19 protein-coding genes, 1 tRNA gene, 1 pseudogene and 1 riboswitch are annotated in these 25,035 nt (G+C 65.0%); of the genes and pseudogenes, 11 read left to right on the top strand and 10 right to left on the bottom strand.

Annotated elements, in window-relative coordinates; all coding sequences use genetic code 11:
- Positions 1–58: 58 nt before the first annotated feature.
- From JSV08_06345 to JSV08_06320, 6 genes and pseudogenes are all read right to left on the bottom strand, one after another.
- The gene (locus tag JSV08_06345; GenBank protein ID UCF80135.1) at positions 59–1,558 is read right to left on the bottom strand and encodes an SLC13/DASS family transporter; all 1,500 of its coding nucleotides are present in this window, start codon (positions 1,556–1,558) and stop codon (positions 59–61) included.
- A 26-nt stretch (positions 1,559–1,584) separates the two neighbouring features.
- Positions 1,585–1,662 (bottom strand) — tRNA-Arg (locus JSV08_06340).
- Positions 1,663–1,681: 19 nt separating this feature from the next.
- Positions 1,682–3,835 (bottom strand): radical SAM protein, encoded by a 2,154-nt coding sequence (locus tag JSV08_06335; protein ID UCF80134.1) that lies wholly within the window; start codon positions 3,833–3,835, stop codon positions 1,682–1,684.
- 92 nt (positions 3,836–3,927) lie between these two features.
- A pseudogene (locus JSV08_06330) lies at positions 3,928–5,510 on the bottom strand (ABC transporter permease subunit).
- Entirely contained in the window at positions 5,507–6,268 is a 762-nt protein-coding gene (locus tag JSV08_06325; protein UCF80133.1) for an ATP-binding cassette domain-containing protein, read from the bottom strand. The pseudogene JSV08_06330 and the gene JSV08_06325 overlap by 4 nt, the downstream one beginning before the upstream one ends.
- Before the next feature lie 92 nt (positions 6,269–6,360).
- The gene (locus tag JSV08_06320) at positions 6,361–7,167 is read right to left on the bottom strand and encodes a methyltransferase domain-containing protein (protein ID UCF80132.1); all 807 of its coding nucleotides are present in this window, start codon (positions 7,165–7,167) and stop codon (positions 6,361–6,363) included.
- A gap of 288 nt (positions 7,168–7,455) precedes the next feature.
- On the opposite strand from JSV08_06320, the gene JSV08_06315 reads away from it, so the two are divergent.
- On the top strand, positions 7,456–7,965 hold the full coding sequence (locus JSV08_06315; protein UCF80131.1) for a hypothetical protein: 510 nt from the start codon (positions 7,456–7,458) through the stop codon (positions 7,963–7,965).
- Positions 7,966–8,058: 93 nt separating this feature from the next.
- Positions 8,059–10,143 (top strand): TonB-dependent receptor, encoded by a 2,085-nt coding sequence (locus JSV08_06310; protein UCF80130.1) that lies wholly within the window; start codon positions 8,059–8,061, stop codon positions 10,141–10,143.
- A 20-nt stretch (positions 10,144–10,163) separates the two neighbouring features.
- Here the strand turns inward: JSV08_06310 and JSV08_06305 are convergent, their stop codons facing one another.
- The 4 genes from JSV08_06305 to selD all read right to left on the bottom strand — a co-directional run bounded on the left by JSV08_06305 (position 10,164) and on the right by selD (position 16,530).
- A complete protein-coding gene (locus JSV08_06305; GenBank protein UCF80129.1) occupies positions 10,164–11,225 on the bottom strand; it encodes a DUF3179 domain-containing protein in 1,062 nt (353 codons plus the stop codon).
- A gap of 31 nt (positions 11,226–11,256) precedes the next feature.
- Positions 11,257–13,362 (bottom strand): VWA domain-containing protein, encoded by a 2,106-nt coding sequence (locus JSV08_06300; protein UCF80128.1) that lies wholly within the window; start codon positions 13,360–13,362, stop codon positions 11,257–11,259.
- Positions 13,363–13,530: 168 nt separating this feature from the next.
- Entirely contained in the window at positions 13,531–15,429 is a 1,899-nt protein-coding gene (locus JSV08_06295; GenBank protein ID UCF80127.1) for a thioredoxin family protein, read from the bottom strand.
- A 42-nt stretch (positions 15,430–15,471) separates the two neighbouring features.
- Positions 15,472–16,530 carry a selenide, water dikinase SelD gene (gene selD, locus JSV08_06290; protein UCF80126.1) on the bottom strand — a complete coding sequence of 353 codons (1,059 nt, stop codon included), beginning with the start codon at positions 16,528–16,530 and terminating at the stop codon, positions 15,472–15,474.
- 98 nt (positions 16,531–16,628) lie between these two features.
- Here selD and JSV08_06285 point away from each other — a divergent pair, with 98 nt between their 5' ends.
- From JSV08_06285 to JSV08_06245, 9 genes are all read left to right on the top strand, one after another.
- A complete protein-coding gene (locus JSV08_06285) occupies positions 16,629–16,964 on the top strand; it encodes a YggT family protein (GenBank protein UCF80125.1) in 336 nt (111 codons plus the stop codon).
- On the top strand, positions 16,958–17,206 hold the full coding sequence (locus JSV08_06280) for an AtpZ/AtpI family protein (protein ID UCF80124.1): 249 nt from the start codon (positions 16,958–16,960) through the stop codon (positions 17,204–17,206). Before JSV08_06285 ends, JSV08_06280 begins: the two co-directional genes overlap by 7 nt.
- 25 nt (positions 17,207–17,231) lie before the next feature.
- The gene (locus JSV08_06275) at positions 17,232–17,627 is read left to right on the top strand and encodes a hypothetical protein (protein UCF80123.1); all 396 of its coding nucleotides are present in this window, start codon (positions 17,232–17,234) and stop codon (positions 17,625–17,627) included.
- 5 nt (positions 17,628–17,632) lie between these two features.
- Positions 17,633–18,361, top strand: a complete 729-nt coding sequence (locus JSV08_06270) for a F0F1 ATP synthase subunit A (GenBank protein UCF80122.1) — start codon at positions 17,633–17,635, stop codon at positions 18,359–18,361.
- A 144-nt stretch (positions 18,362–18,505) separates the two neighbouring features.
- Entirely contained in the window at positions 18,506–18,898 is a 393-nt protein-coding gene (locus tag JSV08_06265; GenBank protein ID UCF81848.1) for an ATP synthase F0 subunit C, read from the top strand.
- A 1,023-nt stretch (positions 18,899–19,921) separates the two neighbouring features.
- On the top strand, positions 19,922–20,713 hold the full coding sequence (gene rsmI / locus JSV08_06260) for a 16S rRNA (cytidine(1402)-2'-O)-methyltransferase (protein ID UCF80121.1): 792 nt from the start codon (positions 19,922–19,924) through the stop codon (positions 20,711–20,713).
- Positions 20,714–20,834: 121 nt separating this feature from the next.
- The gene (locus JSV08_06255) at positions 20,835–21,710 is read left to right on the top strand and encodes a radical SAM protein (GenBank protein UCF81847.1); all 876 of its coding nucleotides are present in this window, start codon (positions 20,835–20,837) and stop codon (positions 21,708–21,710) included.
- A 52-nt stretch (positions 21,711–21,762) separates the two neighbouring features.
- Positions 21,763–22,047: riboswitch (cobalamin riboswitch) on the top strand.
- A gap of 238 nt (positions 22,048–22,285) precedes the next feature.
- Positions 22,286–24,415 carry a TonB-dependent receptor gene (locus JSV08_06250; GenBank protein ID UCF80120.1) on the top strand — a complete coding sequence of 710 codons (2,130 nt, stop codon included), beginning with the start codon at positions 22,286–22,288 and terminating at the stop codon, positions 24,413–24,415.
- A gap of 50 nt (positions 24,416–24,465) precedes the next feature.
- The gene (locus JSV08_06245; protein UCF80119.1) at positions 24,466–25,017 is read left to right on the top strand and encodes a hypothetical protein; all 552 of its coding nucleotides are present in this window, start codon (positions 24,466–24,468) and stop codon (positions 25,015–25,017) included.
- Positions 25,018–25,035: the final 18 nt, after the last annotated feature.

Here is a 25,035-nt window from a genome sequence, read left to right as displayed (position 1 = left end):
CTTAAAATATAGCAACTTCTCGTAAGCTTTCGCAAGCGGACAAGTTCCCTCGCGCCGCCTAATGGGAAAGCCATGCAGGCGCCTCGGAAAGGGAGATTCCCCACATCGGATAGATGACGAAGAACGCCATGAGCGTGAGCACGAGCGTCGCCAGCAGGTTCAGGATGAAGCCCGTGCGCGCCATCTGGGGAATGCTTACGCGGCCGGAGCTGAACACGATGGCGTTGGGCGGCGTGGCCGTGGGGAGCATGAAGGCGCACTCGCAGGAGAACGTGGCGGGAAGCATGAGCGCAATCGGGTGTATGGAGATCGCCTTTGCAAGAGCGGCAAGCACGGGAAGCGTCGTGGTTGCGATAGCCGTATTCGACGTGACCTCGGTGATGAAAATGAGCGCAAAGCACACGCCGAGCAACAGTGCCCACGGAGGCAGAGCGCCGAGGGCATGCAGCCGCTCCCCGACCCACTCGTCCAGGGTCGAGGCTGCAAACCCCCGCGCGAGCGCGAACCCGCCGCCCAGAAGGAGAATCACGTGCCACGGAAGACGCGCCGCCCACGTCCAGTCGAGCACGCGCTCGCCGCCGCCGGCGGGCAGCGCGAACAAGAGAAGCGCCATGGCCATGGCGACCGTGCCGTCGCCCACCATGTCCGGCCAGGGAAGCAGGTTCGCCCAGCCGCGAAAGGTCAGCGTCTCTCCGAAGCGGATGTCGGCGCGAGAGATCCACAAAAGCACGGTGGCCCCCCCCACAACGGCCACGATGCGCTCGCCCGTGCGCATGGGGCCCAGGGCGCGCAGCCGCTCCTCGAACACCTCGCGCGGTGAAACAGCCTCTTTGGCGACGCGGCGTATCCGCCACGCGAAGTAGCCCCAGATGAGAAGGGCCATGGTGATGCTTACGGGCAGCCCCGCCGTCATCCACCCGACGAACGAGATGCGCGGCGCCTCGGGAAAGATTTCGCCCACCATGCCGAGCATCACCGCGTTCGGGGCCGTGCCGATGGGCGTTGCGAGCCCGCCCACGTTGGCCGCGTAGGCGATGGACAGCGAAAGCGCGAGCGCGAACTCTTTCGCCTCGCCCGGGAAGCAGGCGAGAACGCTGAGCACGATGGGAAGCATCATCATCGTGGTCGCGGTGTTGGAGATCCACATCGAAAGAAAGGCCGTCACCACTATGAAGCCCAGGAGGATGCGCCGCGGCTCGGTGCCCACGCGAAGCATGAAGGCCATGGCGAGCCGCTCGTGCAGGCGCCACTTCTGCATCGCAAGCGCGATGAGGAAGCCGCCCATGAACAAAAAGAGCACGGGATGCGCGTACGACCGTGTGGCCTCCTTCGCGGGAAGAATTCCCAGGAGCGGATAAAGCGCGATGGGAAGCATGGCCGTTGCCGCAAGCGGAAGCGCCTCGGTAACCCACCACACGACCATCAGGGCCACGACGGCGAGCATCGTGCGCTGGGCCGGGGAGAGGCCGGCCGCCCCCTCGGGAAGCAGGAGCAGCGCCAGAAAAAGCACCGGCCCAAACACCCATCCGATGCGGGGTCGTGAGATAAATCCGGTCATGTCCTAAACGATAGCGGAAAAAGCCGTGGCGCGCCCAGAGGGATTTGAACCCCCGACACCAGGCTCCGGAGGCCTGTGCTCTATCCGGGCTGAGCTATGGGCGCAAGCAATCCCTTTTGCCCCCTAGAAGTGCCACAGGCACTCAAAGCCGAACCGCAAAGCGAGCAAGAACTCAAAAAATACGGTGCGGGGCATGGCCGAGACGTTCAGCGTAAGGATGCGGCCGGTCCGGAAGCGGTGGAAGACGTCCCGCCGGTACGCGTTGAGCCAGCGGCGCTTGGCGACGTAGCGGATGGCGAGCTCCTCGTAGCCCGCGAGGAGGTTCTCCTTGACGAAGCGCTCGGCGTGAACGATGTGCTTCCAGTTCGGAATCTGCCGCTCGAACGTGCGCAGGTATTTTTCGATTTCCCGCGCCTTGCGGCGCAACTCGCGGCGCAAGGCGCGGTTTTTCTCGATCCCGCCCCTGAGACTGGACGGGTTCAAGACGCTGCCGGAGACGCTGAGCTTGCCCGCGCAAGCGAGCTGGTACATGCGCTTCGAGGCGGTGCGCAGCATGGCGCGAAGCTCACGCGCCGCGTCGCCGCAGCGGCCAGCGCTGCCGCTTTCGAGGAGGCGCTGCCGTACCTCGACCCACTTGGCGCGCAAGTCCGCCAGCACGGCCCAGCGCGGGTCCTCGCGCTCTCTCGTCAACATCCAGATCTCCTGGAACTCGAAGAACAGGTGCGCGATGACGCGCGCCTGCTCGAGCATGTCTTTGGCGCGGCGCCAGGCGTAGCGCGGAACGCTTTCGCGGGGAAAGGTGTGGCGGCGGCCCTTGCGGTCCTTGAGCCGGATGAAACCCGTAATCATGGGGTGGGTCCGCAGGAGCGTGGAATATCGATTCCACAGGAAAAGCCAGAACATCCTCCAGTAGCGCTCGGGCGGGGTCCGCAGCAACACGTCGACCATGTGCTCCTTGAGGTAGAACATGTCCCATGCCTCGTTGTAGAGGCCCCGCCACTCGCCGGGGGCGATGTTCGGATGACGGAACGTTTCGTGGAAGCTGTCGTAGTTGTTCAGGTCCGCGTCGAGCGGGACGCGCTTGCGCACCATTTCGAGGTGATCGCGCGAGCCCGGCAGGGGCGTGAGCATGAAAAACGCGGCCTCGTCCACCTTTATGCGATCCCTCAGGGTGGCAAGCTCGTGCCGGACCGATTCGGGCGTATCGTGGGGCAGGCCGATGATGTAGGCGCCGTAGACGAGAATTTTCTCCCGGTGCCACGTCTCCACCATCTCGACGAATTGATGCGCCTTGTTCTGCCGCTTGCCGGTGGCGAGAACGTTCTCGGGGTTGATGGTCTCCATGCCGATGAAGACGAGGTAGCAGCCGGCGGCCGCGGCCTTCTCGACGAAGCGCGGTATGCGCCAGGCCTGCGTATCCACCTGCATCATGAACTGGATGTCCATGCCGCGCTCCCGGAGCCGGGCGAGGCCGTCGAACAACTCCTCCCACACGGGGCTGCGGGCGATGTTGTCGTCGGTAAAGAAGTAAAAAGTGATGCCCCGGGCGTAACCTTCCTCGATGCTCTTGAGCATGCGGGCCGTGGACCGGTGCCGCATCTTGCGGCCCTGAACGTTGATGATGGTGCAGAAGGAACAGTCGAACGGGCAGCCGCGGCTCGTGTCGATCGTGCCGGTGTCCTTGTAAACAAACCGGCTCAGATACTCCTCGTCGGGCTGGGGAACGGCCGCCTCGGTGATGTCGGGCGCATGGACGATGTTGTAGACGGGCTTCATCATGCCGTTGAGCGCGTCGCGGAGGATGCCCGCGAGCACGCCGGGGCCCTCGACCTCGCCGCGCACGAGGGTCACGCCGTTGTCCAGGAGGTGCTGGAGCTCGGGGGAGGGGCCGTCCGACAAGGCAAGCACGCCGCTCACGTGGAACCCCCCGATCATGACCGGCACGCCCTCGGCGCGGAATTGAAGGGCCAGGTCGGCGGCGCGGGGGAACTGGTTGCTCTGGACGCCCACGAGGCCGACGAGGAGCCGCTCGCCCCTCCGGCGGCTCCGGCGGATGATGCGCCGCACGGGAATGCGCTGGACGGAGTCGTCGTAGATCTCCACCGAGACGCCGACGTCTTCCCCGAGCTCGCCGGCGTTCGCAAGGTCGCAGGTCAGACTTTTCAAGCAGCACAGCGTGTTGGAAGGCATCACGCCCCGCCAGTAGCGGTATATATACCCCTCGTCGTCGTAGCGCGAGGGAAGTATGTAGACGATTTTGAACTGCGTCGATTTCACGGTGTGTCCAATCTTCAGCCGTTACGCACGGCAGAACGTATTGTAACAGGAAAACAGCAGCAAATAAACCGCTTTATCAGCAACCTCCCCCTTCATTCTTCTTTCACTCCTCCCAGAAGGCCCTTCGCTTCAAGAAATTCACGCGCGACGTCGGCGGGCGCGCGCTTCTTCTCGTCCACCTCGTAGTTGAGGCGCTGCATCGCGGCGGCGTCGGCTATGCCGGCAAGCGCGTCGAGGGCCCCGCGGAGTCCGGGGTGGGCCTCGAGGGCTGGCTGGCGGACGACCGGCGCAGCATGGTAGGGTGGGAAAAATTTCCGATCGTCCTCCAGCGGAACCAGGTCGTAGGCGGGGATGCGGCCGTCCGTGGCGAACCCGTTGATGAGGTCCACCTCGCGCCCGGCAACGGCCCGATAGGTGAGGCCGGGATCCAGGTCGCGCGCCGAGCCGAACCCGAAGCCGTAGGCCGCCCGAAGGCCGGGGTAGCCGTCGGGACGCTCGAAAAACTCAGCGGTAAAGCCCGCCTGGAGCGACGAGGCAACCTCGCGCAGGTCGCCGATCGTTTTCCACCCGTTCGCCTCGGCGTCGGCCCTTCGAACCGTGATCGTGTACGTGTTGTTGAAGCCGAACGGCCGGAGCCACTCGCAGTCGAAATTTTTCCGGTACGCCGCCGCTACCGCCTCGTACGCGGCCTCCGGGGAGGCGAGAGCCTCGCGATGAAGCACCGCCGTCAGGCCCGTTCCCGTGTACTCGGCGTAAAGGTCAATCTCCCCTTTGACGAGCGCGCCGTGGCAAATCATCGTTCCGCCTAGGTTGAACAGCCGCTCGACCGCGAGATCGGTCCGGTCCTCGATCATCTGTGCCATGAGCTCGCCTAGGATGAACTGCTCGGTGAAGTTCTTCGTGCCGACGCGCACGACGCTTTTTTCCGCCGCGTCGCGCGCCCCGCCCCCCCCGGGACGGGTGCAGCAGAGAAGCCCCGCAGCGAGGAAGGAAAAGACGAAACAGAGGAGGACCCGACGGGCTTTCACGGCTTTTCTCAGCGAGATCCGCGGCCGAGCGCCCTTTCGGCGAGGCCTATCAGAAAATCAAGTAGCAGCGCGAGCGTCGCCGCGGGGACGGCGCCGAGCAGGATGAGGCGCGTGTTGTTGAGGGCGAGGCCGCGGTTGATGAAATCCCCCAGCCCTCCCGCCCCGATGAACGCGGAGAGGGTCGCAATGCCCACGCCGATTACCGCCGCCGTTCGAACGCCAGCCACGATGACGGGAAGCGCGAGCGGCATCTCGACCATCCAGAGCCGCTGCCGGTCGGTGAATCCCAGCCCCTGCGCCGCCTCGATGACGTCTGCCGAGACGCCGCTCAAGCCCGTGAACGTGTTGCGCACGATGGGCAGAAGGGCGTAGAGCGTGAGCGCGGCGATGGCGGGCTTGGCACCGATTCCAAGGAACGGCAGAAGGAACGCGAGGAGGGCGAGGCTCGGCACGGTCTGAAGGACGCCGGCCGCGCCGAGCACGGGGCCGCGCACCAGCGAATTTCTCGCGATCCAAACCCCCAGCGGTATTCCGATGAGAACCGCCGCGGCGGTGGAAACGCCCGTGAGGGCAAGATGCTCCAGGGTCTTGGCCCACAGCTCCGGGGCCTTCTGGACGAGGAACTCCGCGAGCGGCTGGCCGGTCATGACAATTCTTTCCGGAAGGCCGCAAGCTGCCTGGCCGGCTTTTCAAAAAGCTCCCGCACAAAAGCGGTCACCGGTGCCCCCAGAATTTCCTCCTTCGTCCCCACCTGCTCCAGCCGCCCCCGGTGCATCACGGCGATGCGGTCGGCGAGCGTCAGTGCCTCGAAGATGTCGTGGGTGACGAAGATGATGGTCTTGCGCAGCTTCTCCTTGAGCCGCAGCATCTCCTGCTGGAGCATGTCGCGCGTCAGGGCGTCGAGGGCGCCGAAGGGTTCGTCCATGAGCAGCGTGGCGGGATCCGCCGCGAGCGCCCGCGCCACGCCCACGCGTTGCTGCTCGCCACCCGAAAGTTCCCTCGGGAAGCGCGGGGCATAGCGCTCGGCGTCGAGCTCGACCAGGGCGAGGAGCTCCCGCGCCCGCTCGCGGCGCTCCGTGCGCGGCGCTCCAAGGAGGCGAAGCACGACCGAGACGTTTTCCTCCACCGTCATGTGCGGAAACAAGCCGATGCCCTGGAACACGTAGCCGATGGAGCGCCGCAGTTGGACCGCGTCGATCTCCTGAATGCTCCGGCCGTTCATCTCGACGCGGCCGCCGCTCGGCTCCACCAGGCGGTTGATCATCTTGAGGGTGGTGGTCTTGCCGCAACCCGAAGAGCCCAGGAGAACCAGCGTTTCGCCCGGGGCAATCTCGAGGGAGATCCGATGCACTGCGTAGGTGCGCCCGCCGTCGAACGACTTTGAAACGTCCACGAGGCGCAGCATCGCTACGGCCTATCCCGAGACGCGGCGTTCGGGCTCATTCCGACGCTCACGTTGGGACTTGTCCTCCGAAAGGTCCCCACGGCGCGAACCGGCTAAGACGCGCACTCCGTGACGAGCGATGGGGGAATGTCGGCTTCCTTCCTGGCGATGATCGCGATGTAGTGCAACGGGTCCCCCGTGATGGAGAGCCGGTGGCGGTAACGCTCCCTGGTCCGGGCGCGCATGATGCCGTCGCGAAGCATGCGTCGTATGAGGCGGGAAAAACCCGTCGTGTCCCTTTCGCCCAAAAACGTCTCTTTGATGTTGAACGCAACCCATCCGGGCGTGGAGATGATATTGTAGGCTTCCGCGAAGGCCAGCGGGGGAATGTCTCCAAACCCCAGGGCCGCGACCGACGTAAGGCAGTTGAACTCTTCGCCTTCGAGTTCCCCCCGCAACGATTCCGAAAGCTCCGTGAAGTCGGCCACATGGTAGTCGTCGTACACGTCGGGGCGGTCCCGCTTCGCGGCTTCGGCGGCCTCCCTGATAATGTCCACGCCGACGAGGGACTCCACGTCGAGCCTGGCGAGCCGCTCGCCCACCATGCCGTTTCCGGCGCCGAGGTCGAGAACCTTCAAGTCGGAGAAGTCAAAGGAAGATTTCTCAATTTCCTGCTCCAAAAGAGAGCAAACGGTCCGGGGAGAGGTGCACCGGAGCGTGTCGTAGAAGAGATGCTCATAGAGTCCGGGGATGGAGTAAATCTCATGATAGTCATGAAACCGAATCTTCCTGTGCTCCCCATTGAATTCGACGACGCACCACTCCTCGTCCTGGGAAATGTTGTCCGCGTGGACCTGGGGGAGTTCAAGGGAGAATTTCTCCTCTTTGCCAAGCTTCCGTCCGTCCGGAGTTGTCTTCAAAACTCAACCTCCTTTCATGCCAAAGCGAAAGACAAGTCCCCGTGGGGCGAGAAGCCCCCGGGTCCATGTCAAGGCCCAAAAAATTTTCAGGTGCTTATTTTTGAGGTTAACAGATACTTACAGATACTTAACGTGTCATCATACGCGATTTGCGTCCCGATTGCAAATATCTCGGAAAGAAAAGAAAAAAAGGGGAGCCGGGCCGCTTCGCCTTCGCGCAAACGGCGGCCCGCTTTGCAAGTTCTTGGAAAGCCGGTTACCATGGTTATGCGCGCTACAATGGCTACCATGGAGAACCGTAAACAGCGGTGCCCGCGGCGATGGAGCACGGCCGTCGCCCTGGGCCTCTGGTATCTCCTCTTCTCCACCAACGCGGTGTTCCTCGCCTTTGACTGGATCGCGCCGCCCGCAAAGCCGACGGCCGAGGCCGGTTCTCTCTGCGCGAATCTGGGGTGCGGGTGCGACGCGGAGCAGTGCGCCGTGCAGTGTTGCTGCTTTCCCGAGCTCTCCAAGCCCTCCGATCCCGCACCTTCGGACGGAACCGGCAAGCAGCGGAGCGAGCCGGGCGTCTCGAAGGCAAGCTACCTTTCGGCGGCGGCGTGCAGCGGCCAGCTTGACGGCGCGGCGTCCGGAAAAAAGAATTACTCGCACACCTTGGCGGCGGTTTCTTTCCTTGTTTTCCTCCCGGACACAGAGAAACTGATTTTCCCTGAAGAAAACACCTTGCCTTACGTTTTTGCGGACCCCATCGACAAGGTGCCCCGCCCCTTCTCCCGAAACCAAGCGATTAACACCTGACCGAGAGCCGGAAAAATTCCGGCCGTGTCATAGTTACAAAAACCAACGGCCCTGCAGGCTGAAGGGCTCGCCGGGCCAATTTTTGGAGAAGGAATGATACGCGATGCTCGATATCTCGTAGCTGCATGCGCGCTGCTCGGCACCGTTGCCGCAGCTTCCGGGGCGCAGGAAGCGCCCCAAGACAAAACACAGGACCCGGCCTTCCGGGAGGAGGTCGTTGTTACCGGGGAGGAGGAGCGTTTTCGTCTGCGCCTGGACGAGCTGGCCCTGGGTGCGCTGGCCGACAGCGCCGAATTCCTGAAGCGCGTTCCGGGCGCGAACGTGAATCGAAACGGCCCGCTGGCCGGCATCGCCCAGTATCGCGGGCTTTTCGGCGACCGGCTGAACGTCGTCGTGGACGGCGTTCCCATGGCCCCCGTATGCCCGAACCACATGGACCCGCCGCTGGGTTACATCCCTCTCTTGCAACTCGAGTCGATCGAAGTACATCGAGGGATCGCCCCGGTCAGCTCGGGCCTGGAAACGCTCGGGGGCACGATCATCGCCCGGTCGAGGAGTCTCGACTTCGGGGCGGGCGAAGAATGGGAATTTCGCGGCACCCTTGCCGCTTTCTACGGGAGCGTGAACGACGGGCGCTCCGCCGGTCTGGCGGCGTCGCTCGCGAACGCCCGGCATCTCTTCCACGCAACCGGCGCCGGGGAGGAAGGCGGCGACGCGGATTTTCCGGGCGGAACCGTCGTTCCCAGCCGCTACAAGCGCACGCACTACGGCGCCGGATACGGGTTCAAGCTCGAGGACCATCGGTTGAACTTTGCTTTTCGCCGCGACCAGGTCGGGAAAACCGGCTCGCCGTCCCTTCCGATGGACACTCTCTTTCACGATGTGAGCATCCTGAACGCCGAGTACGACGGGGTATGGAGCGGCAAGAAATTGGAGGCGGCGCTGTATCACAGCACCGGGGAGCACGAGATGGACAACTTCAGCCTGCGCCCGCCGATGGATCCGGCCAAGAAGCGCATTTCGGCCGCCGACAACCGCCTGGTCGGCTACAGACTCTCGGTTGGGCTCGCGTCATGGAGAGGATGGCTGGAGCTGGGCGCCGACGGGAACCGCACGAGGCACGACGCCGTTATCCGGGACCCGGACAACGCCATGTTCCTGGTGGTGAACTTCCGCGACTCCACCCGGGAGCGCTACGGGCTCTACGGGGAGTGGAGAACGCTGACGGAGCGGAAGTGGGGCGTGCAGGCCGGGCTACGCTACAACCTCGTGAGAACGCACAGCGGGCCGGTGTCCACGTCGATGGGGATGGCGCAGGTCCTCGCGGACGGCTTCAACGGCGCGGACCGTAGCAGGACCGATCACAACGTGGACTGGGTATTTTCGCTTTGGCGCTTCGTCACGAAGAGGCTGGTTTGGTCCGCCGAGGCGGCGCGAAAAACCCGCTCTCCGAGCCACCAGGAGCGCTACCTGTGGCTGCCGCTCCAATCCACCGGCGGCCTCGCGGACGGCAACACCTACGTCGGCGACGTGGAGCTCGACCCGGAAGTCTCGCACGAGGCAAATGTCGGCCTCGAGTGGGGCGGGAAGAGGGCGTACGTCCACCCCCACGTTTTCTACCGCCGGGTGGACGACTACATCCAGGGAACGCCCGCCTCCGACGCGAGCGTCGTGATGGTCAGCACCATGATGGGCGATCCCACGCCGCTGAGGTTCCGAAACGTCGAGGCCGAGCTCTACGGCGTCGACGCCGACTGGAACGTCGCCCTCTACGGGAATTGGAGCGTGGGGGGCGTCGTGAGCTATGTGCGCGGCGAGCGGCGCGACGTGGACGACGACCTCTACCGCATCGCTCCCCTCAACGGCTCGGCGGCCGTGCGCTGGGAGAAGGGCAAGTGGCTCGCCATGGCCGAGGGCGAGTTCTACGCGCGCCAGTGCAAGGTGTCCGCGACGAACGGAGAGGTGGAAACCAGCGGCTACGGCCTGCTCAACCTCCGGGGGCGATTCAGGGTCTCCGACGTGATGACCCTCACCGCGGGCGTCGAGAACGTCGCGGACAAGAAACATTACGATCATCTGGGAGGATATAACCGCGTCAAGGGAGGCGACGTCGGCCTCGGGAAGAGGCTGCCCCGTCCGGAGCGCCGCGCCTTCGCCACGTTGAACGTTTGGTGGTAAGGGGCGCTTCCGAACGTCGCCTACGGCCCCGGGGCGGCCGGGGCCGTCGGACGTGCCTCCGGCCGCAGCTCCGTCGAGGGGTGGAAAGCGTACCAGGCGAACCAGAAAAGGCGCATCGCCGTGAACGCCTCGCCCGTCCCGGCGTCGCGGACGGTGACGCTCCCGTCTTCTTCCACTTCCACCGCGAGCTCGCGGCCTGCCACGTTGTCGGTGAGCTTTCCCTTCTCTCTAAGCCAGGCCGCCTCGTAGGCGATGGGCGTATTCTCCACCATCACGCCGTAGACGGCCGTTTTCGGCGGAAGCCTGTCGTCCCGGGCCGCGACGGGAAAGAAAATTTCCTGATTCGTCTCGTAGTCGCCGTAGGGGTAGCGGTCGTAGTCGCTCGCGGAGCCGGTGTCCGTGGACAGGACGAGCGTGCCGGGATGGTGCTTTTTCCACTCGCCCCACGAGGTGTGGGCGAGCGGCAGGGTGCGGAGAAATTTTCCCGAAAGCGGGCCCGCGATGGCCCTGCCCTCGATCTGGCTCCAGAGCGTGTTCGTGGCGCGGTCGTACATGACGAGGTCGCTCCGGTAGAGCAGGCCCGAGACGCCGAACTCCGCCGTCTTCCCCTCGACGCGCCGCTCGAAGGCGACGCCCGAGCCGCAAAGCGGGCAGTAGGAGATAAGGACCGGTTTTTTCCCGACCGTGTCGTTCACGAGCTCGTGCCAGTTGAGAATTTTTAGGGGATACGCCTTGGCCTCGCCGCCCAGCGCGAGCGCGAGCACCGCGTCCCCGTCGCCGAGAAAACCGGCCTCGTCGGCGGGGACGAACCGGGGCTCGTCGAGCGCGGGGATGCAGTCGCGCCGGGGGCAGCCCTCGTGAATCTCATCCCACGGAACGAGGTGCGGCGTCGCCTCGGTGAAGCCGAACGCCCGGCGCAGAATGGGTGCGAGCGGCGCGGAGTTTCCTCTTGGCGACGCTTGCTCCTCCTTGCCCTCCGGCGCGGAATCCGGGGCGCGCATCAAGGAAACAAAGAGCGACAGGACGAGAAGCCCCCCGGCGAGACCCCAGACCACGAGACACGGCGAACAGCGTATCTTCATAAAAAAATCCAGCAGGGGGGCGCCCCCGCCCTCACTCGCAGGGCGTGTAGGGCAGCGGTTCGTGCATCTCTCTCAGCGAGACCGCGTCGCCGTCGCGCTTCCAGATCAGCGTGAACTTCTCCTCGCCCTTCAAGGTGAGCCGCGCCTGCTTCGGAGGCGTGCTGTAGAGCCGGACGACGTACTCGCCCGCGGGAAGCTGAAACACTTCGTTCACTCCGAGCGTGCCCGTCCCGATCCTTACTTCCTCCCGCAGTATCTCGAACGGCGTTCCCACGGTAACCGTAAGCGCCTCGCGGAGCGCCTCGGCGCTTCCCGCCGTGAGAAACTGCCCGTCCGAGGCATCGGCGATGGCCCTGAGGCTCGCGAGGGCTTCCCTGTTTTCCCGGTCCGAAAGCCCGAAGCCGATGACGTGGACGGGCAGGCCCCTGTCTTCGCGTTGAAGCTCGCGGGCGGCCTGCGCCGGGTCGCCGTTGCAGCTTTCGATGCCGTCGGTGAGAAGCACCACGGCGCGCTCGCCCTCGAAACCTCCGAAATCATCGACCACCTGCCTGAGCGAATAGGCGAGGGGCGTCTGCCCCTTCGGCTGAAAGCGCGCGATGGCCGCCCGGATTCTTTCCCGGTTCCCCTCCCCGAAGGGAACGAGAAGCTGCGAGTCCCGGCAGTCCTTGCGCTCGCGGGGGGACTGGTGGCCGTACACGCGGAGCGCGAGACTGAGGTCGCGCGGCAGCCAGTCCAGGGCATCGCTGAGAATTTCCTTGGCGATGGTAATCTTGGCCGTGCCGCCGATCTGGCCCCACATGCTTCCGGAGGCGTCGAAGACGATCTCGACGGAGCGGTCCGAGATGGAGAGCGCGGGGTGCCCGTCCCGCTCCGCCGCGATAAGCAGCGCGCCGCAGCCCGGCGGCCGGACGGTCACGCGCGTCCGGGCTTCCGCCGTCTTGCCGTCGATGCTCGTCGCCGTGGCCACGATGATGTTCCCCCCAATCTGAAGCGGGACGCGCCCGACGAACTTTCCCTCTGTGAGGTGCGTCGTGTAGGGCGGCGAGTTGTTGACTCTCAACGTGACGCTCTCCACGCCGAGCGTCGGGTAGGACGCAAGGAGACTTTCCGACACATCCTTCTCAAGAAAGATGCTCGCCGAGCCTTTCACGTCCGTGTCGGATTCCCGCCTCGTAAAGAGCATCCCGTCGGCGGGGTGCTCGATGGCCACGGTAACCGGGCTCGAAACGATGACCGTGACGGCGTCCTTCTCCGTCTGGCCGTCGAGGCTCGTCGCGGCGGCCACGATGCGGTTCTCGCCCATCTTGAGCGGCACGCTCCCGCGGAACGACCCGCCGGTAAGCTCCGTGTCGATCGGCGCGGAGCTGTTCACGCTGAGCTTCACGAAATCCACGCCCGTCGTGCGGAGGTTCAGGAACGCCTTGGGAAGTCTTTCCGGCTCCGTCACGTAGAGGGAGGAGCCGCCAGTCGCCTCGGCGATTTCCTGAAGAAGCTCCTCGCCCTTCTCGCGGCTTCCGAGAAGAAGCGTCTGGACGGCTACGCCCTGCTCACGCGCCTCGCGGGCCGCGTCGCGGGCGGGCTCGGCCTCGGAGATTCCATCCGTGAACAGGAGCACCACGCGCGAGGAGTCGGGCCGCGCGCCCTGCTTGAATCCCTCGAGCGCCGTGCGGATTCCCGCGGCGAGATCGGTCCCTCCCTTCTGGTCGCACCCGCGGAGCGCCTCGACCACCGCCTCCCGGTCGTCCGTCAATTGCATCACCAGGTCGGACCGGTCGTCGAAGTCCACGACGCCGATTTGAATGTCGCTCTTTTTGGAAAGATTCTCGACGAGGGCGACGGCGCCCTGGGTGCGGTAGTTTTCAGGATCCCGGCGTGCCAGGCTCCCCGACGTGTCGAGCACCAGGAAAAGGTCGAGGTACTTGACGCCGCCGAAGACCGACGCCATGCCCTCCACCTCGATGGAGGTTTCCCTCTTGGTAAGGAGCAGCCCCTCGGAAGGGGTGTGGATGCTCACCTTCAGCTTGCCCGACTGCGCCGAGGGCTGCGCGCCGAAGGCCTGATGGGCGACGGCCAGGGCCGCCCAGGCGGCGATGGCTGCCAGAAAGACGAGTGGAAGGATCCTTCTACAGAAGCTCATGTCAGCTAAGTATAGCACACACGGGAGACGAATCCCTGAAAAAATCATTATACCACTTTGTAAAAAGCCCTCGCTCGTGCGAGGTTCCCGGCCCTGTTTTTTGGCGGGGTAAACCCCGCTCCGACTCGCCGGGATTGCCGGCCCCGATGCGTGCGTCGGGGTTGCCGCCTACTCCGTCACCCACTCGGCGTCGGCGATTTCTCCTCCCGGGGAGGCTTCCTCCCCGGAAGGCTCACTCCAGTCGAAGCCCTCTTTCTGAGGGGGCTCGTAGCGCGTGAGGACGCCGCGCAGTATGCGAAGAAATCCCTCGGCGTCCACGTAGGCCGTGAGGCGCTCGAGCTCCCCGCCGTCGGGCGATAGGAAAAGAATCGTGGGAAGGCCGGCGATCCCGAGCTCCGCGGCGAGCTCCCGGGGCATCTCGTCGTAGTTGATCTTGACGGGCACGAAGGCCGTGTGGACGAGATTCACCACGTCCTCGTCGCGGAACGTCGTCCTGTCCATCTTGAGGCAGTAGACGCACCAGGGGGCCCAGAAATCAACGACGAGGGGCTTCCCGCTCGCCCGGGCCAGCGCGAGGGCGGCGTCGAGGTCTTCCTTCTCCCACGCGACGCCCGGCGCCTCCTCTTCCTCGCCCGGCGCCCGGAAAGAAGCCGCGCCCGCCCAGGGGCCGAGGCCCCCGACGCCCCGAAATGTGAGCGAAATGCCCAGGACGACGAGGACGAGGCCCGCGGCGCGGCGGAACCTTTCCCCCTGCGTCCCGGCGGCCGTGAAGACGAGGCCCCCGAGCGCGTAGCCCAGGAAGACGAGCCCCACGCCCGCGGCGAGCACCCCGCCCGGCCAGAATTCCAGGCCCAGAATCTCGGTTGTTTTACCGTAGTAATACACTGCAACACCCATCAGAACTACCCCGAGAAACGCCTTGACGCCCACCATCCAGGCCCCGCTCCGCGGGATGGCGCCCGTGAGCGAGGAAAACAGCGCGAGCACGCCCAGGAGAGTCCCGAGGCCCACGGCGAAAACGAAGAGGAGCGAGAAGCCGAGCACGGGACTCGCCTGCGTGGCCACGTAGGCCAGCAGCGCCACCAGGATCGGCGTCACGCACGGCGACGCCACGAGGCCCGCCACGGCGCCCATGGCGAACGCGCCGAGGACGCCCTCGCGCGGCTTCGCCTGCACGCCCCGCATGAAAGCGAAGTCGAGGTCGAAGAACCCCACCAGGCTTAGCCCCATCACGAACAGGAGCGTCGCGACGCCGAAGAGGACCGGCGCGTTCTGGGTGAGCGACCCGAAGGCCTTGCCGCCGAGCGCCGCCGCGAGGCCGAACGCCGCGTAGACGAGCGCTATGCCCAGGATGTAGAGGGCGATGCTCAGGAGAATCTTCGCGCGCCTCTGCCCCGCGCGCGCGCCGAAGAAGCCGACCGTGATGGGGATCATCGGGTAGACGCACGGCGTGAAGCTCGCGAGCACCCCTCCCAGGAACACCAGGCCGAAAAGCGCAAGCAGCGGGATCTCTTCACGTCCCTCGAGCACCGCCGCCACGCGGGCCGCCAAGCCCCCGCCGCCCTCCGGCGGAGCCGGGGCCGCGCCCGCCGCCACCTCGACGGAAAGGGAAAATTCCTTCGCGAGGCGGTAGCAGACGCCGGCCTTCTCGTCGCAGGGGAAGTAGGCCAAAACGACTTTCACCGCATGCGCGCCCTCTGGGGCGTCCGCCGCGACTATGAGCCGCTGCGCCATGTCGACGTCGCCCCCGTAGACGTCCGACTCGAGCGTCTTGCTCCACCTCTTGTGGCCCTCGAGGGCCGCCTTGGGCGCTTCGAGCCACCCGGCTTCGGGAAACCCGACCTCCGGCAAGGGCACGGAGTTGAGGTGCACGCCGGGCGGAAGCAGGAAGCGGATGGAAAGAAGCGCCTCGCCGCCAGGCGCGAGCTCGAACGACAGGGGCTCCATCTCCATCGGCACCTCGTCGAGGAACCTTCCTCCGGCGGGTCTTCCTCCAACGGGCTGCGCCTGCACCGCCGCGCCGAGCGCCAGCACCATCAGAAGGATTATCGAGATACGGCGTTTCATCGTCATAAGTCCTTTAAACGCGCGGGCGGGGGAAAGTATTCCTCATGGCGCCGCCCGCACCACCTCGATGCGCGGCCTCTTCGAGCGGACGATTTTCCCGACCTCGGCCGCGGCGGGCGTCTTCGCGCGCCGGAGCGCCCGCAGCAACTGCGCCTTGCGGCGCTGCGATACCGCGATAAGGAGACCACCCGAGGTCTGGGCGTCCGCGAGCACGAGGCGCTCCTCCTTCGAAATCCCTTTCTCAAAGCGCGTGAACTTCGCGGCGTGGTGCAGGTTTTTGAGGCTTCCGCCCGGGGCGCAGCCCCGGCGCGCGAGCTCAAGCGCGCCGCGAAGGAGCGGAATTTCCTCGCTCCACACCTCGGCGCCCGCCTTGCTGCAGAGCAGGATCGTATGCAGGTGGTTGAGGAAGCCGAAGCCCGTCACGTCGGTCGCAGCGCGGGCCCCGGCGCGCACCATCGCGCGCGCGGCGCCGCGGTTGAGCTCCACCATCGTGCGCGTCACGTCCCGGACCATCGCCCGCGTCGCCCTGCCCTGCTTGATGGCCGTCGTGAGAACGCCGGTTCCGAGCGGCTTCGTCAGGACGAGCGCGTCGCCCGGCCGTGCGCCACGCGCCGTGACCAGCTTCCCCGGATGCACGCGGCCCACGACGCAGAGGCCGTACTTCGGCTCCGCGTCGCGGACGCTGTGGCCCCCCACGACGGCGACACCCGCCTCGCGCGCCTTCTCGGCCCCGCCGCGCAGCACCTCGGTGAGCGTGCGCTCCGGGAGCGCGTCGCACGGGAACGTCAGAATATTCAGCGCGAAGAGAGGCTCGGCGCCCATGGCGTACACGTCGCTCAGGGCGTTCGCGGCGGCGATGGCGCCGTATGCGTAGGGGTCGTCCACGATGGGCGTGAAGAAGTCGAGCGACGCCACGAGCGCCGTGTCCCTCGAGATGCGGTAGACGGCGGCGTCGTCCGGCAGAGACACCCCTACCATGACCCGCCTGTCGCGGGCCTTCGGCAGCTTCTTCAACAACTCGGCCAGAGCCTCCGGCGGGAGCTTAGACGCTCAACCCGCGGCCCGGCTCAGGGAGGTAAGCGGAACGCTTCGCGGTGCCATACCGCCATAGGATAGGAGAGCCCCGAGGGCAAAACAAGGGCTTGCCCCGACGCTGTCGGGGCTTGCCGCCCTTGGGGCGCTGCGGGTAACATGGGGGCGTGCTCTGGATTCTTTACGTCCTCGATCGCCTCGTCTCGCTCTACATCGTCATCGTCCTGGTGCGCGTGCTCTGGTCGTGGACGGACCATTTTCCCCACAATCCCCTGGTGCGCAAGGCCTACCGCCCCCCGTTCGTCCACGTCCTGAGGACGCTCTTCCGGCTGGTGGACCCCGTGGTAAAGCCCTTCCGGAAATTCCTGCCCCTCGGGCGCGGCGGGATGTTTCTGGACGTGGGGCCGCTCATCCTGATGCTGATCTTGATTCTGATCCAGGCGTTCCTGAGGCGCCTGATGCTTGCCCTGGACACTTCGGCAGGGCTCGGCGGGCCATGGTGACGCGGGAAGACCGCCCCACGGAGCCCGGGGAAAAACGCCTATCCGCCGCGGCGCTCCTCGCGCTCGGCTTCATGTTCCCCGCTTGCCTCCTCGCCGGCTACGGGCTGGGCTACGCGGCGGACGCGTGGCTCGGCACGAGGCCCTGGGGCGCGGCCGCGGGAGTGGTGCTCGGCGCCGCGGCCGCCTACGTCAACATGGTGCGCCTCGTTCGCATGGTCTCCTCGAGGACGGATCACGAGTGACCGCCCGGGCGGCGCACAGCACTCCATGGCGATTCTCTCCTGGCACACGGTTTGCTTGAGCGCGGTGCTCGGCGCGGCGACGGCCCTGGCGTCCGGGGTGTGGCTCGGCTGGCCGGCGGCCGCGATGGCCGCGGGAGGCGCGGCCCTCGGCCTGTGGATGGTCTGGGGCATCGAGAAAAGCACCGCGCTCCTACTGCATCCCCCGCGCGACCGGGGCGCGATGGAGAAGACGCTTTTACTTCTTTTCGTGCCCCTGCGCCTGGGGTTGCTGGTCGCGGGAATCTATGTTATGCTCGCCCTCTGTTTGCCCCGGCTTTCGATCGGGGCACGCCTTGGTGCGACCGCGTTTGCCGCGGGGTTCACCGTGACCGCGGCGGCGCTCCTGCTTCAAGCGGTGCGCTCCGCGAGGAAACGGCGCTAAGCGAGATGTCCGAAGAACTTTCCCTTCCGACCCAGCTCATTGAGAAGGCGACGGGGCACCCGGTCCCCGATACGCTCGTCATGGCCTCGCTCGTCGTCCTGGGAAGCGCCGTCGCCCTGCCGTTGATGCGGCGCCGCTTCAGCGTCTCGGAGCCGGGCGCGGGCCAGCAGGTTCTCGAGGGGATCGTCGTCTTCATGAGAGACCTCCTCCGGCAGGTGGCCGGGCCCCACGGGAGAAGGTACATCGGCCTCCCGGGGACGTTCTTCGTCTTCATCCTGCTCTGCAATCTCTGCGGCATGGTCCCGGGCCTCGGGACCCCCACGGGCACGAGTCCGGGCGTCACGTTCGGCCTCTCGTTTTTCGCCTTCTTCTATTACCAGACCCAGGGCTTCCTCGCCGCGGGCCCCCGGGCCTACGTCCAGCACTACTTCGGCCCCGTGCCGCTGAGGGGATTCCCCCTGCCCATGAGCATCCCGCTGAACCTCTTTCTGGGACTCCTGTTCCCGTTCATCGAGATTCTTTCCCACCTCTCGCGCGCCCTCACGCTCTCGGTCCGGCTCTTCGGCAACATCCACGCCGAGCACGTCGCCTCGCTGAAATTCCTCACGCTCGCCCCCTTCGGCGCCCCCCTGCTCATGTCGGCCCTCGGGGCCTTCGGTTCGGTTCTGCAGGCCTTCATCTTCTTCTTCTTGACCTCGATTTACATCGGGCTTTTTGTCTCGCATGAACACTAGGCACCCGCACTCCACAGTCCCGCCCCGGGCAAGGAAGGAGGGTGAGAGAAACATTACCCAACTGTTTCAGGAGGTAACACTATGAAAAAATTAACTCTCGTATTGGCCGGAAGCGGAATCCTGCTTTTCGCGCTGTTCATGGTCATGCTCCCCACGACGGTGCTCGTCGCCGAGGAAGGCGCCGCGGCTGAGGAAGGCGCCGCGGCCGAGGAAGGCGCCGCGGCCGAGGAAGGCACTGCGGCCGAGGAAAGCGCTGCTGCGGCCGAGGAAGGCGCCGGATCCGCCGAGGAGGACGCCGAAGCCCACGAGGAAGAAAAAGCACCACGCAATCCCCTAAGCGACCTTGCGAAAGCCCTGGCCATCGCCGTCGCCGTGTTCGGTGGAGCCTTCGGCCAGGGCATGGCAACGTCAAGGGCCGTGGAGAGCATCGCGCGAAATCCGGTCGCGAGCGCCGACATCCGGTTGAGCTTAATTCTTGGACTCGCGCTCATCGAATCGCTGGTCATTTACGCGCTCGTCATCGCGTTCACAATTTAGGAAAAGCCAGTCGGGAAAACGTGCCTGCCGAGCACGCCGTAGCCGCCGATGCTTCACCTTTGGCACACCAAGGCAGGCAAATTTGTGGGGTAAAGCGATCTGTTTTCTCCCTGACATGCCCGTTTAAGCCTCTCGGTGAGCTTCTTTCGGCCTGTCAGGATGGAGCTGTGCAACGTTGAATTTTTTCTTAGGCTATATACTGGATGAAGCATAGCTCATGTTACAATTTATGACCGTGAAATATGCGAAATACTTTATATTCTGGCTGTTCCGAGGGTCAAATCCGTATGAAATACACCCATCATACGCAAGGAAACGGCTTGGGTCACTAAAAGCCCCAAAAAATATGGAATTTTGCTTGTTGAAAACGCGCAAATGACACTAAAATCTAAAGCAAATCTTTTCTGATGCTTAAAATGGAAGTACTCAAAATAAAAAAATGCATTGAATTTATACTTTCATCAAGCGCAGTTACATAAAATCTACTGCAGGTTTATATAAAAATTAATGGGGATATTTTTTAGGAGCAGAGGGCGCTTTTTGGCGTGAAATTCCTTGAAAAACAGGCAAATTAACTTAAGGTTTTACGGCATTGTGAAATGTGCGCAATTTTTGACAGAAATTTATGGCAAAAATTGCCGTTTAAACTGCCCTTTTTCATACCAAGTTTTCAGAAAACGCCAAAAAAGCCCATGTCTAAAAATACTCAAGCTATAAAATGGAAAAATCAAATTGTCTCGATGCTCCCTTATGCAGGGCAAGAACGTATACGGCAATAAACGTCAACACCCATATAGGATAAACTTCAGAGTTTTGCTTTTTCTCGTCCCGACACCTATCAGAAATCTCGGTGACATGACGCTTCGCGCGATCGAGGTGCTAAAAACACGGAAGATTCAAATTATCTCGATGTACTCTTACATAGGACAAGAGCTTACATGGCAATAAACGTCAACACCCATTAGAAAAAACTTCAGAGTTTTGCTTTTTCTCGTCCCAACACCCATCGGAAATCTCGGTGACATGACGCTTCGCGCGATCGAGGCGCTAAAAAGCGCCGACGTCGTGGCCTGCGAGGACACGCGGCGCACGCGCAAGCTCCTGAGCCGCTACGATATTCATCCCAAGCGCCTTGTGTCCTACCACGAGCACACCGAAAAGCGGCGCTCGCGGGAGCTCCTCAAACTTTTGCGCAGCGGGCAGAGCGTCGTGCTCGTTTCGGACGCCGGCACCCCCTGCATCTCCGATCCCGGCTACCGGCTGGTTCAGGAGGCCGTCGAGGCGGGCGTGCCCGTCGTGCCCCTTCCCGGAGCAAGCGCCATCCTGTGCGCCCTGCAGGCCTCGGGGCTTCCCACCGAGCCTTTCGTTTTCCTGGGTTTCCTGCCTTCCAAGGCCGCCGCACGAAAAAAATTTCTAACAGGTTTTCAACAGAAGGCGGAAACACTCGTGTGTTTCGAATCTCCACATCGCATTCTAGAGGCTTTATCGGACGTGGAAGCCGTTTTGGGGGACCGGCGGGCGGCCCTGGCGCGCGAACTCACGAAGGTGCACGAGGAAATCCTGCGCGGCTCCGTCTCGAGCATCCGCGATATTCTTGAGGGCCGGGAAAAAATTCTCGGCGAGATAACCCTCGTCATTGAAGGGGCGCCGAAGGGCGCGCGGACCGCGTCAGAGGAAGCGCCGGCCGCCCTGATGGAGCGCCTCCTTCAGGCCGGGATGTCGGGCCGGGACGCGGCGCGCGTGGTGTCAGATTTTTTCGGAATTCCGCGCCGCGAGGCTTACAGGATGGCCCACCAGGCAGGCGGCGGGAAGTAGGCACACCGCGCTCTTGCGGGGGGAAAGATTCCCCCCTCTTCCGCACGCCCCCGCCGGGCGCTATCATGGGGATGAAACTGGAGAAGGAGCATTGGACGAAGAAAGAAGCCCTTCCGATGAAATCCCCGCCCGCGACGCCGAGCGGGTCCGGGCCGCCCTGGAGCGCCTCCGGGCGTGCAGCGTGTGCCCGAGGGCGTGCGGGGTGGACCGCCTGAAGGACGAGGAGAAATTCTGCCGCACGGGGCGCTACGCGCGGGTGGCGAGCGCGTTCTGCCACTTCGGCGAAGAGCCCCCCCTGACCGGCTGGCGCGGGTCGGGAACCATCTTCTTCTCCCGCTGCAACCTCGCGTGCGTGTTCTGCCAGAACTTCGACATCAGCCAGCGCGATGCGGGAGAAATTCTCCGCCCGCAGGAGCTGGCCTCGGTGATGCTTCGCCTGGAGGCTCTCGGCTGCCACAACATCAACTGGGTGAGCCCGAGCCACGTCGCGCCCCAGGCCCTCGAGGCCCTGGTGCTGGCGCGCCGGGGGGGGCTGAGCGTCCCGGTCGTCTACAACTCCGGCGGGTACGACCACGTGGACACCCTCAAAGCTCTCGAGGGCTACGTGGACGTTTACATGCCTGACTTCAAGTACGCCGAGAACGCCCCGGCGGAAAAGTTCTCCTCCGCGCCGGACTACGCGGACCGGGCCAGGGAGGCGGTCAGGGAAATGCACCGCCAGGTCGGCGACCTGGTGACGGACGAAAACGGGCTCGCCGCGAAGGGCCTCCTCGTGCGCCACCTGGTCCTGCCCGGTGGGCTGACCGGGACGGAAGCGGTGATGCGGTTTCTGGCCGAGGAAATCTCCCCCCACACGTACGTCAACGTGATGGCGCAGTACCGCCCCGCCAACAAGGCGCACAGCTACCGGGAGCTCGCGCGCCCCATCCGCTCCTCGGAGTGGCGGGAGGCCGTTGAGTGCGCCCGCTCCTTCGGCCTGCACAGGGGACTGGATTAGCGCACCCCGCCAACACGGGGAAGCTGGCTTGCATCTTCGAAATCCCCGTGATAGTGTCTCCCGTTACGTAGGTGACCCCGACTGAGAAAAGCCGGGGTTGAAAAGGGAACCCCGTGCGGGGCCTCGACGCGTCCTCCGGACGCCGCGCAGGCTCCAATTCGGGGGCGGTTCCGCCACTGTGAGCGCGGACGAAGCCCGGAAGCCCTGACTGCGTCCTTCAGACGGGACGGAGCCGGGGCGGCCACTGGTCCCGGACACCCATCGTGCCGGGAATGGGAAGGCCCGGGCGGAGGTTGATGCGCAAGCCAGGAAACCTGCCTGCGGCGCGACGCGCCCCGATGCGCCACCGTGTCGGGGGGGCCTGCGAGAACAGGCGACGCAGCCCGGCTGCCGTCACAGCGTCGCACCGATAGGACATTTCAACCCCGATGACGGCTCTGAAGGTCATCGGGGGTTTTTTTTGGAGGGCGCGCCCCGGCGGGGCCCGCCCTGCGGCGGAAAAGCTTCGCCCCACGGAACGGGGCTCCTTTCGAAAAACCGTCCCGACTTTGGTCGGGGCACAAAGGAGCACGAGCATGAAGACGTCCGCACGCCTTACGAAAACGTTTACCCGCCGCGGCAGGTTTATTCCGCTCGCATCGGGGCTGGCCGCGCTCGCGGCGTGGCCCGCCCTCGCGGGAGAAGGCGAATCGCCCGCCGCCCCGGGCGAGCCCGAGGTCGTCGTCGTGACCGGAGAGCGCGTACGCGACCGGGGCGTCCGCAAGGAGCGGCTCGCCGCGCACGTGACCGTCTATACGGAGGAGGACATCCGCAACTCGGGTGCGCGCACGCTCGCCGAATTCTTCACCTTTCTCCCAGAGCTCACCGTGTTCGACGAGGTCGGAAACGGCGTGCAGTCCACCGTGGACATCCGGGGGTTCAACTCCGAGGGCGGCACCCCCGGAATGAGCGTGTACGTGGACGGCGTGCGCTTCAACGAGCCGCGCCTAGGCGCCATGAACTGGGAATTGCTCGATCCCGCCTTCGTCGAGCGCATCGAGATAATCCGGGGCCCCGCCTCGGGCCTGTACGGAAGCGGCGCCCTGGGCGGCGCCGTGTTCATCCTCACCAGGACGGGGGCCCCCGGAGAAAAGCGCGGCTCTGTGGAGTTTTCTCAAGGGGCGTTCGACACGGACCGCTACCGCGCCCACTCCGCGTGGGGTGGCGAGCGCTGGTTTGCGAACGCTTCGGCGAGCCGCTCGCTCTCGGACGGCTGGCGGCAAAACAGCGGCCACCGCGCCACGCGCGCCCTCGCCCGCGCGGGCTACCGGCGGGGAGGCCACACGCTCACGCTCGGCCACCGCCGCGGCGACGGCCACTACCGCCAGCCGGGCGCGCTTCTTCGAAGCGAGTGGGACGCGGACCCGACCCAGAGTCCCTTCAACCGGCTCGACTTCACCGAGCGCCTGGAGCACCGCACGGATCTCACCCACCGGTGGGAAGGGGCAGAACATTCCTCGATCTCGGTGCTGTCCTGGCGGCGGCTCGACTCGGACTCCCTCACGACGGGGCGAAGCCCCTGCCGGTTCCGGCCCGTCGAGTCGGCGGACCTCGTGTCCCTGGTCTCCCAGGCCACATTCTCGAAAAAATTCCGGCGCGCCCGCGCAGCGTGGATCGCGGGCGCAGACGCCGCGAGCGACCGCTTCAAGGACACGGCGTTTTCCAACTTCGGAAATTTTTGCGCCGACGACGCGCTGGCCTTCGACTCGGAAACCCGCACGACGCAGGAGGCCCTGGGGTTCTTCGCCGAACAGGTAATTACCTGGCGCGACGCGTGGACGCTGCGCTCGGGGCTGCGGGGGGATTACGTCGGATTCGACTTCCGGCGCGACGAGGTTTCCGGAGGTGCACCCCGCTCGTTCTCCAAGCGGAAAAGCTTCGACCGCCTTTCGCCCCACTTCGGCGTGCGCTGGCACCCGAAGCCTCGGCGCAGCCTCTTCGTAAATTATTCCAGGGCCTTCCGCGTGCCCTCGGTGCAGCAGATGTTCGCGTTCCCCTCGTTCGGCTCGAACGAGAACCTCGCGCCCGCGCGCTCCCGCGGCATGGAAGCGGGATGGAGCGAGCGTTGGGGCACGCACGTAGAGACCTCGCTCAACCTTTTCTCCGTCGTGGTCCAGAACGAGATTTTCTTCGTCGTCACCGACCCCGCCATGTTCAAAGGGCAAAACGAGAACGCCGCGAGAACCCGCCGGCGCGGGGTGGAGGCCGGCGTGCATGGGGCGTGGAAGCGCGTCCGGGCGCAACTCGCCTACGCCTTCGTCGACGCCGAGTTCGATTCGGCCTTCCAGACGTCCTTCGGAGGCGGGGGCGTGGAGCCCGGAAAGCGCCTGCCGCAAATTCCCGAACACAAGATCCTCGCCGGCCTGGACGTGACCGTCTCCGAGCACTGGAGCCTCTACGCGCGCAACGTGTACGTGAGCGGGCAGTTCGCGACGAGCGACCACCAAAACGCGGGGCCAAAACTTTCCTCCTACAACCTCCTGAGCGCGGGGCTCCGGTTCGGGCGCGGCCCGTGGAGCGTCTTCGCGGACGTCCACAACGCGCTCGACCGCACCTACGCCACGCGCGGCATCACGGCCGGCGGCCAGGCGTTCTTCACGCCGGCGTTGCCGCGCCGCATCTCACTCGGTGTTCGAGCGGAGTGGCACAAAAAAGATGCTTCGTAGCTTTTTTCTCAACGCCCGCGCGCGCCGCATTTGTTATAATGGCGAACACCATGGCTGAGAACGGAAAACCCCGCTTCTGGCTGATGCTGGGCATGGTGGCCGCCGCGGCGGTGCTTCGCATCGTGCCGCACCCGCCCAATTTCGCGCCGGTGGCGGCGATGGCGCTTTTCGGGGGAGCTTATTTCGACCGCAAGCGGTGGGCGTTCGCCGTGCCGCTCGCGGCTATGCTCCTGAGCGACGCCGCGCTAGAGCTTCTGTTCGGGTGGGGATTTCACTCCGGCATGCCCGCCGTGTACGGAACCTTTGCCCTGGTCGTCTGCCTCGGACTCCTCCTCCGGAAGAGGAAGACGGCACCGCTTCCCGTGGTGGGCGCGGCGCTTGCGTCCTCGACGCTCTTCTACCTCACCACGAACTTTTCCGTGTGGCTGACGAGCGGCATGTACGCGGCGACGCCCGCGGGGCTTGCGGCCTGCTACGCGGCGGCGATCCCCTTCTTCGGCCCCACGCTCGCGGGCGACCTCTTCTACACGGCCGTCATGTTCGGTGCCCTGGCTCTCGCCGAGCGGCGCTTTCCGGTCTTTGCCACCGCGCCGCGGGCGTAGGCGTAAGGAAAAGCTCCC

The sequence above is a fragment of the Acidobacteriota bacterium genome, assembly GCA_020349885.1.
Classification (GTDB): Bacteria; Acidobacteriota.
This window is presented reverse-complemented; position numbering and strand designations above follow the sequence as displayed.

What these genes read in the sequence shown, in the direction of transcription:
- JSV08_06295 (UCF80127.1), bottom strand. Translation starts at nt 15,429, where the DNA reads ATGAAACGCCGTATCTCGATAATCCTTCTGATGGTGCTGGCGCTCGGC.
- JSV08_06310 (UCF80130.1), top strand. Translation starts at nt 8,059, where the DNA reads ATGATACGCGATGCTCGATATCTCGTAGCTGCATGCGCGCTGCTCGGC.
- JSV08_06275 (UCF80123.1), top strand. Translation starts at nt 17,232, where the DNA reads ATGGCGATTCTCTCCTGGCACACGGTTTGCTTGAGCGCGGTGCTCGGC.
- JSV08_06315 (UCF80131.1), top strand. Translation starts at nt 7,456, where the DNA reads ATGGAGAACCGTAAACAGCGGTGCCCGCGGCGATGGAGCACGGCCGTC.
- JSV08_06270 (UCF80122.1), top strand. Translation starts at nt 17,633, where the DNA reads ATGTCCGAAGAACTTTCCCTTCCGACCCAGCTCATTGAGAAGGCGACG.
- JSV08_06345 (UCF80135.1), bottom strand. Translation starts at nt 1,558, where the DNA reads ATGACCGGATTTATCTCACGACCCCGCATCGGATGGGTGTTTGGGCCG.
- rsmI (UCF80121.1), top strand. Translation starts at nt 19,922, where the DNA reads ATGACGCTTCGCGCGATCGAGGCGCTAAAAAGCGCCGACGTCGTGGCC.
- JSV08_06280 (UCF80124.1), top strand. Translation starts at nt 16,958, where the DNA reads ATGGTGACGCGGGAAGACCGCCCCACGGAGCCCGGGGAAAAACGCCTA.
- JSV08_06325 (UCF80133.1), bottom strand. Translation starts at nt 6,268, where the DNA reads ATGCTGCGCCTCGTGGACGTTTCAAAGTCGTTCGACGGCGGGCGCACC.
- JSV08_06300 (UCF80128.1), bottom strand. Translation starts at nt 13,362, where the DNA reads ATGAGCTTCTGTAGAAGGATCCTTCCACTCGTCTTTCTGGCAGCCATC.
- JSV08_06250 (UCF80120.1), top strand. Translation starts at nt 22,286, where the DNA reads ATGAAGACGTCCGCACGCCTTACGAAAACGTTTACCCGCCGCGGCAGG.
- JSV08_06245 (UCF80119.1), top strand. Translation starts at nt 24,466, where the DNA reads ATGGCTGAGAACGGAAAACCCCGCTTCTGGCTGATGCTGGGCATGGTG.
- JSV08_06305 (UCF80129.1), bottom strand. Translation starts at nt 11,225, where the DNA reads ATGAAGATACGCTGTTCGCCGTGTCTCGTGGTCTGGGGTCTCGCCGGG.
- JSV08_06265 (UCF81848.1), top strand. Translation starts at nt 18,506, where the DNA reads ATGCTCCCCACGACGGTGCTCGTCGCCGAGGAAGGCGCCGCGGCTGAG.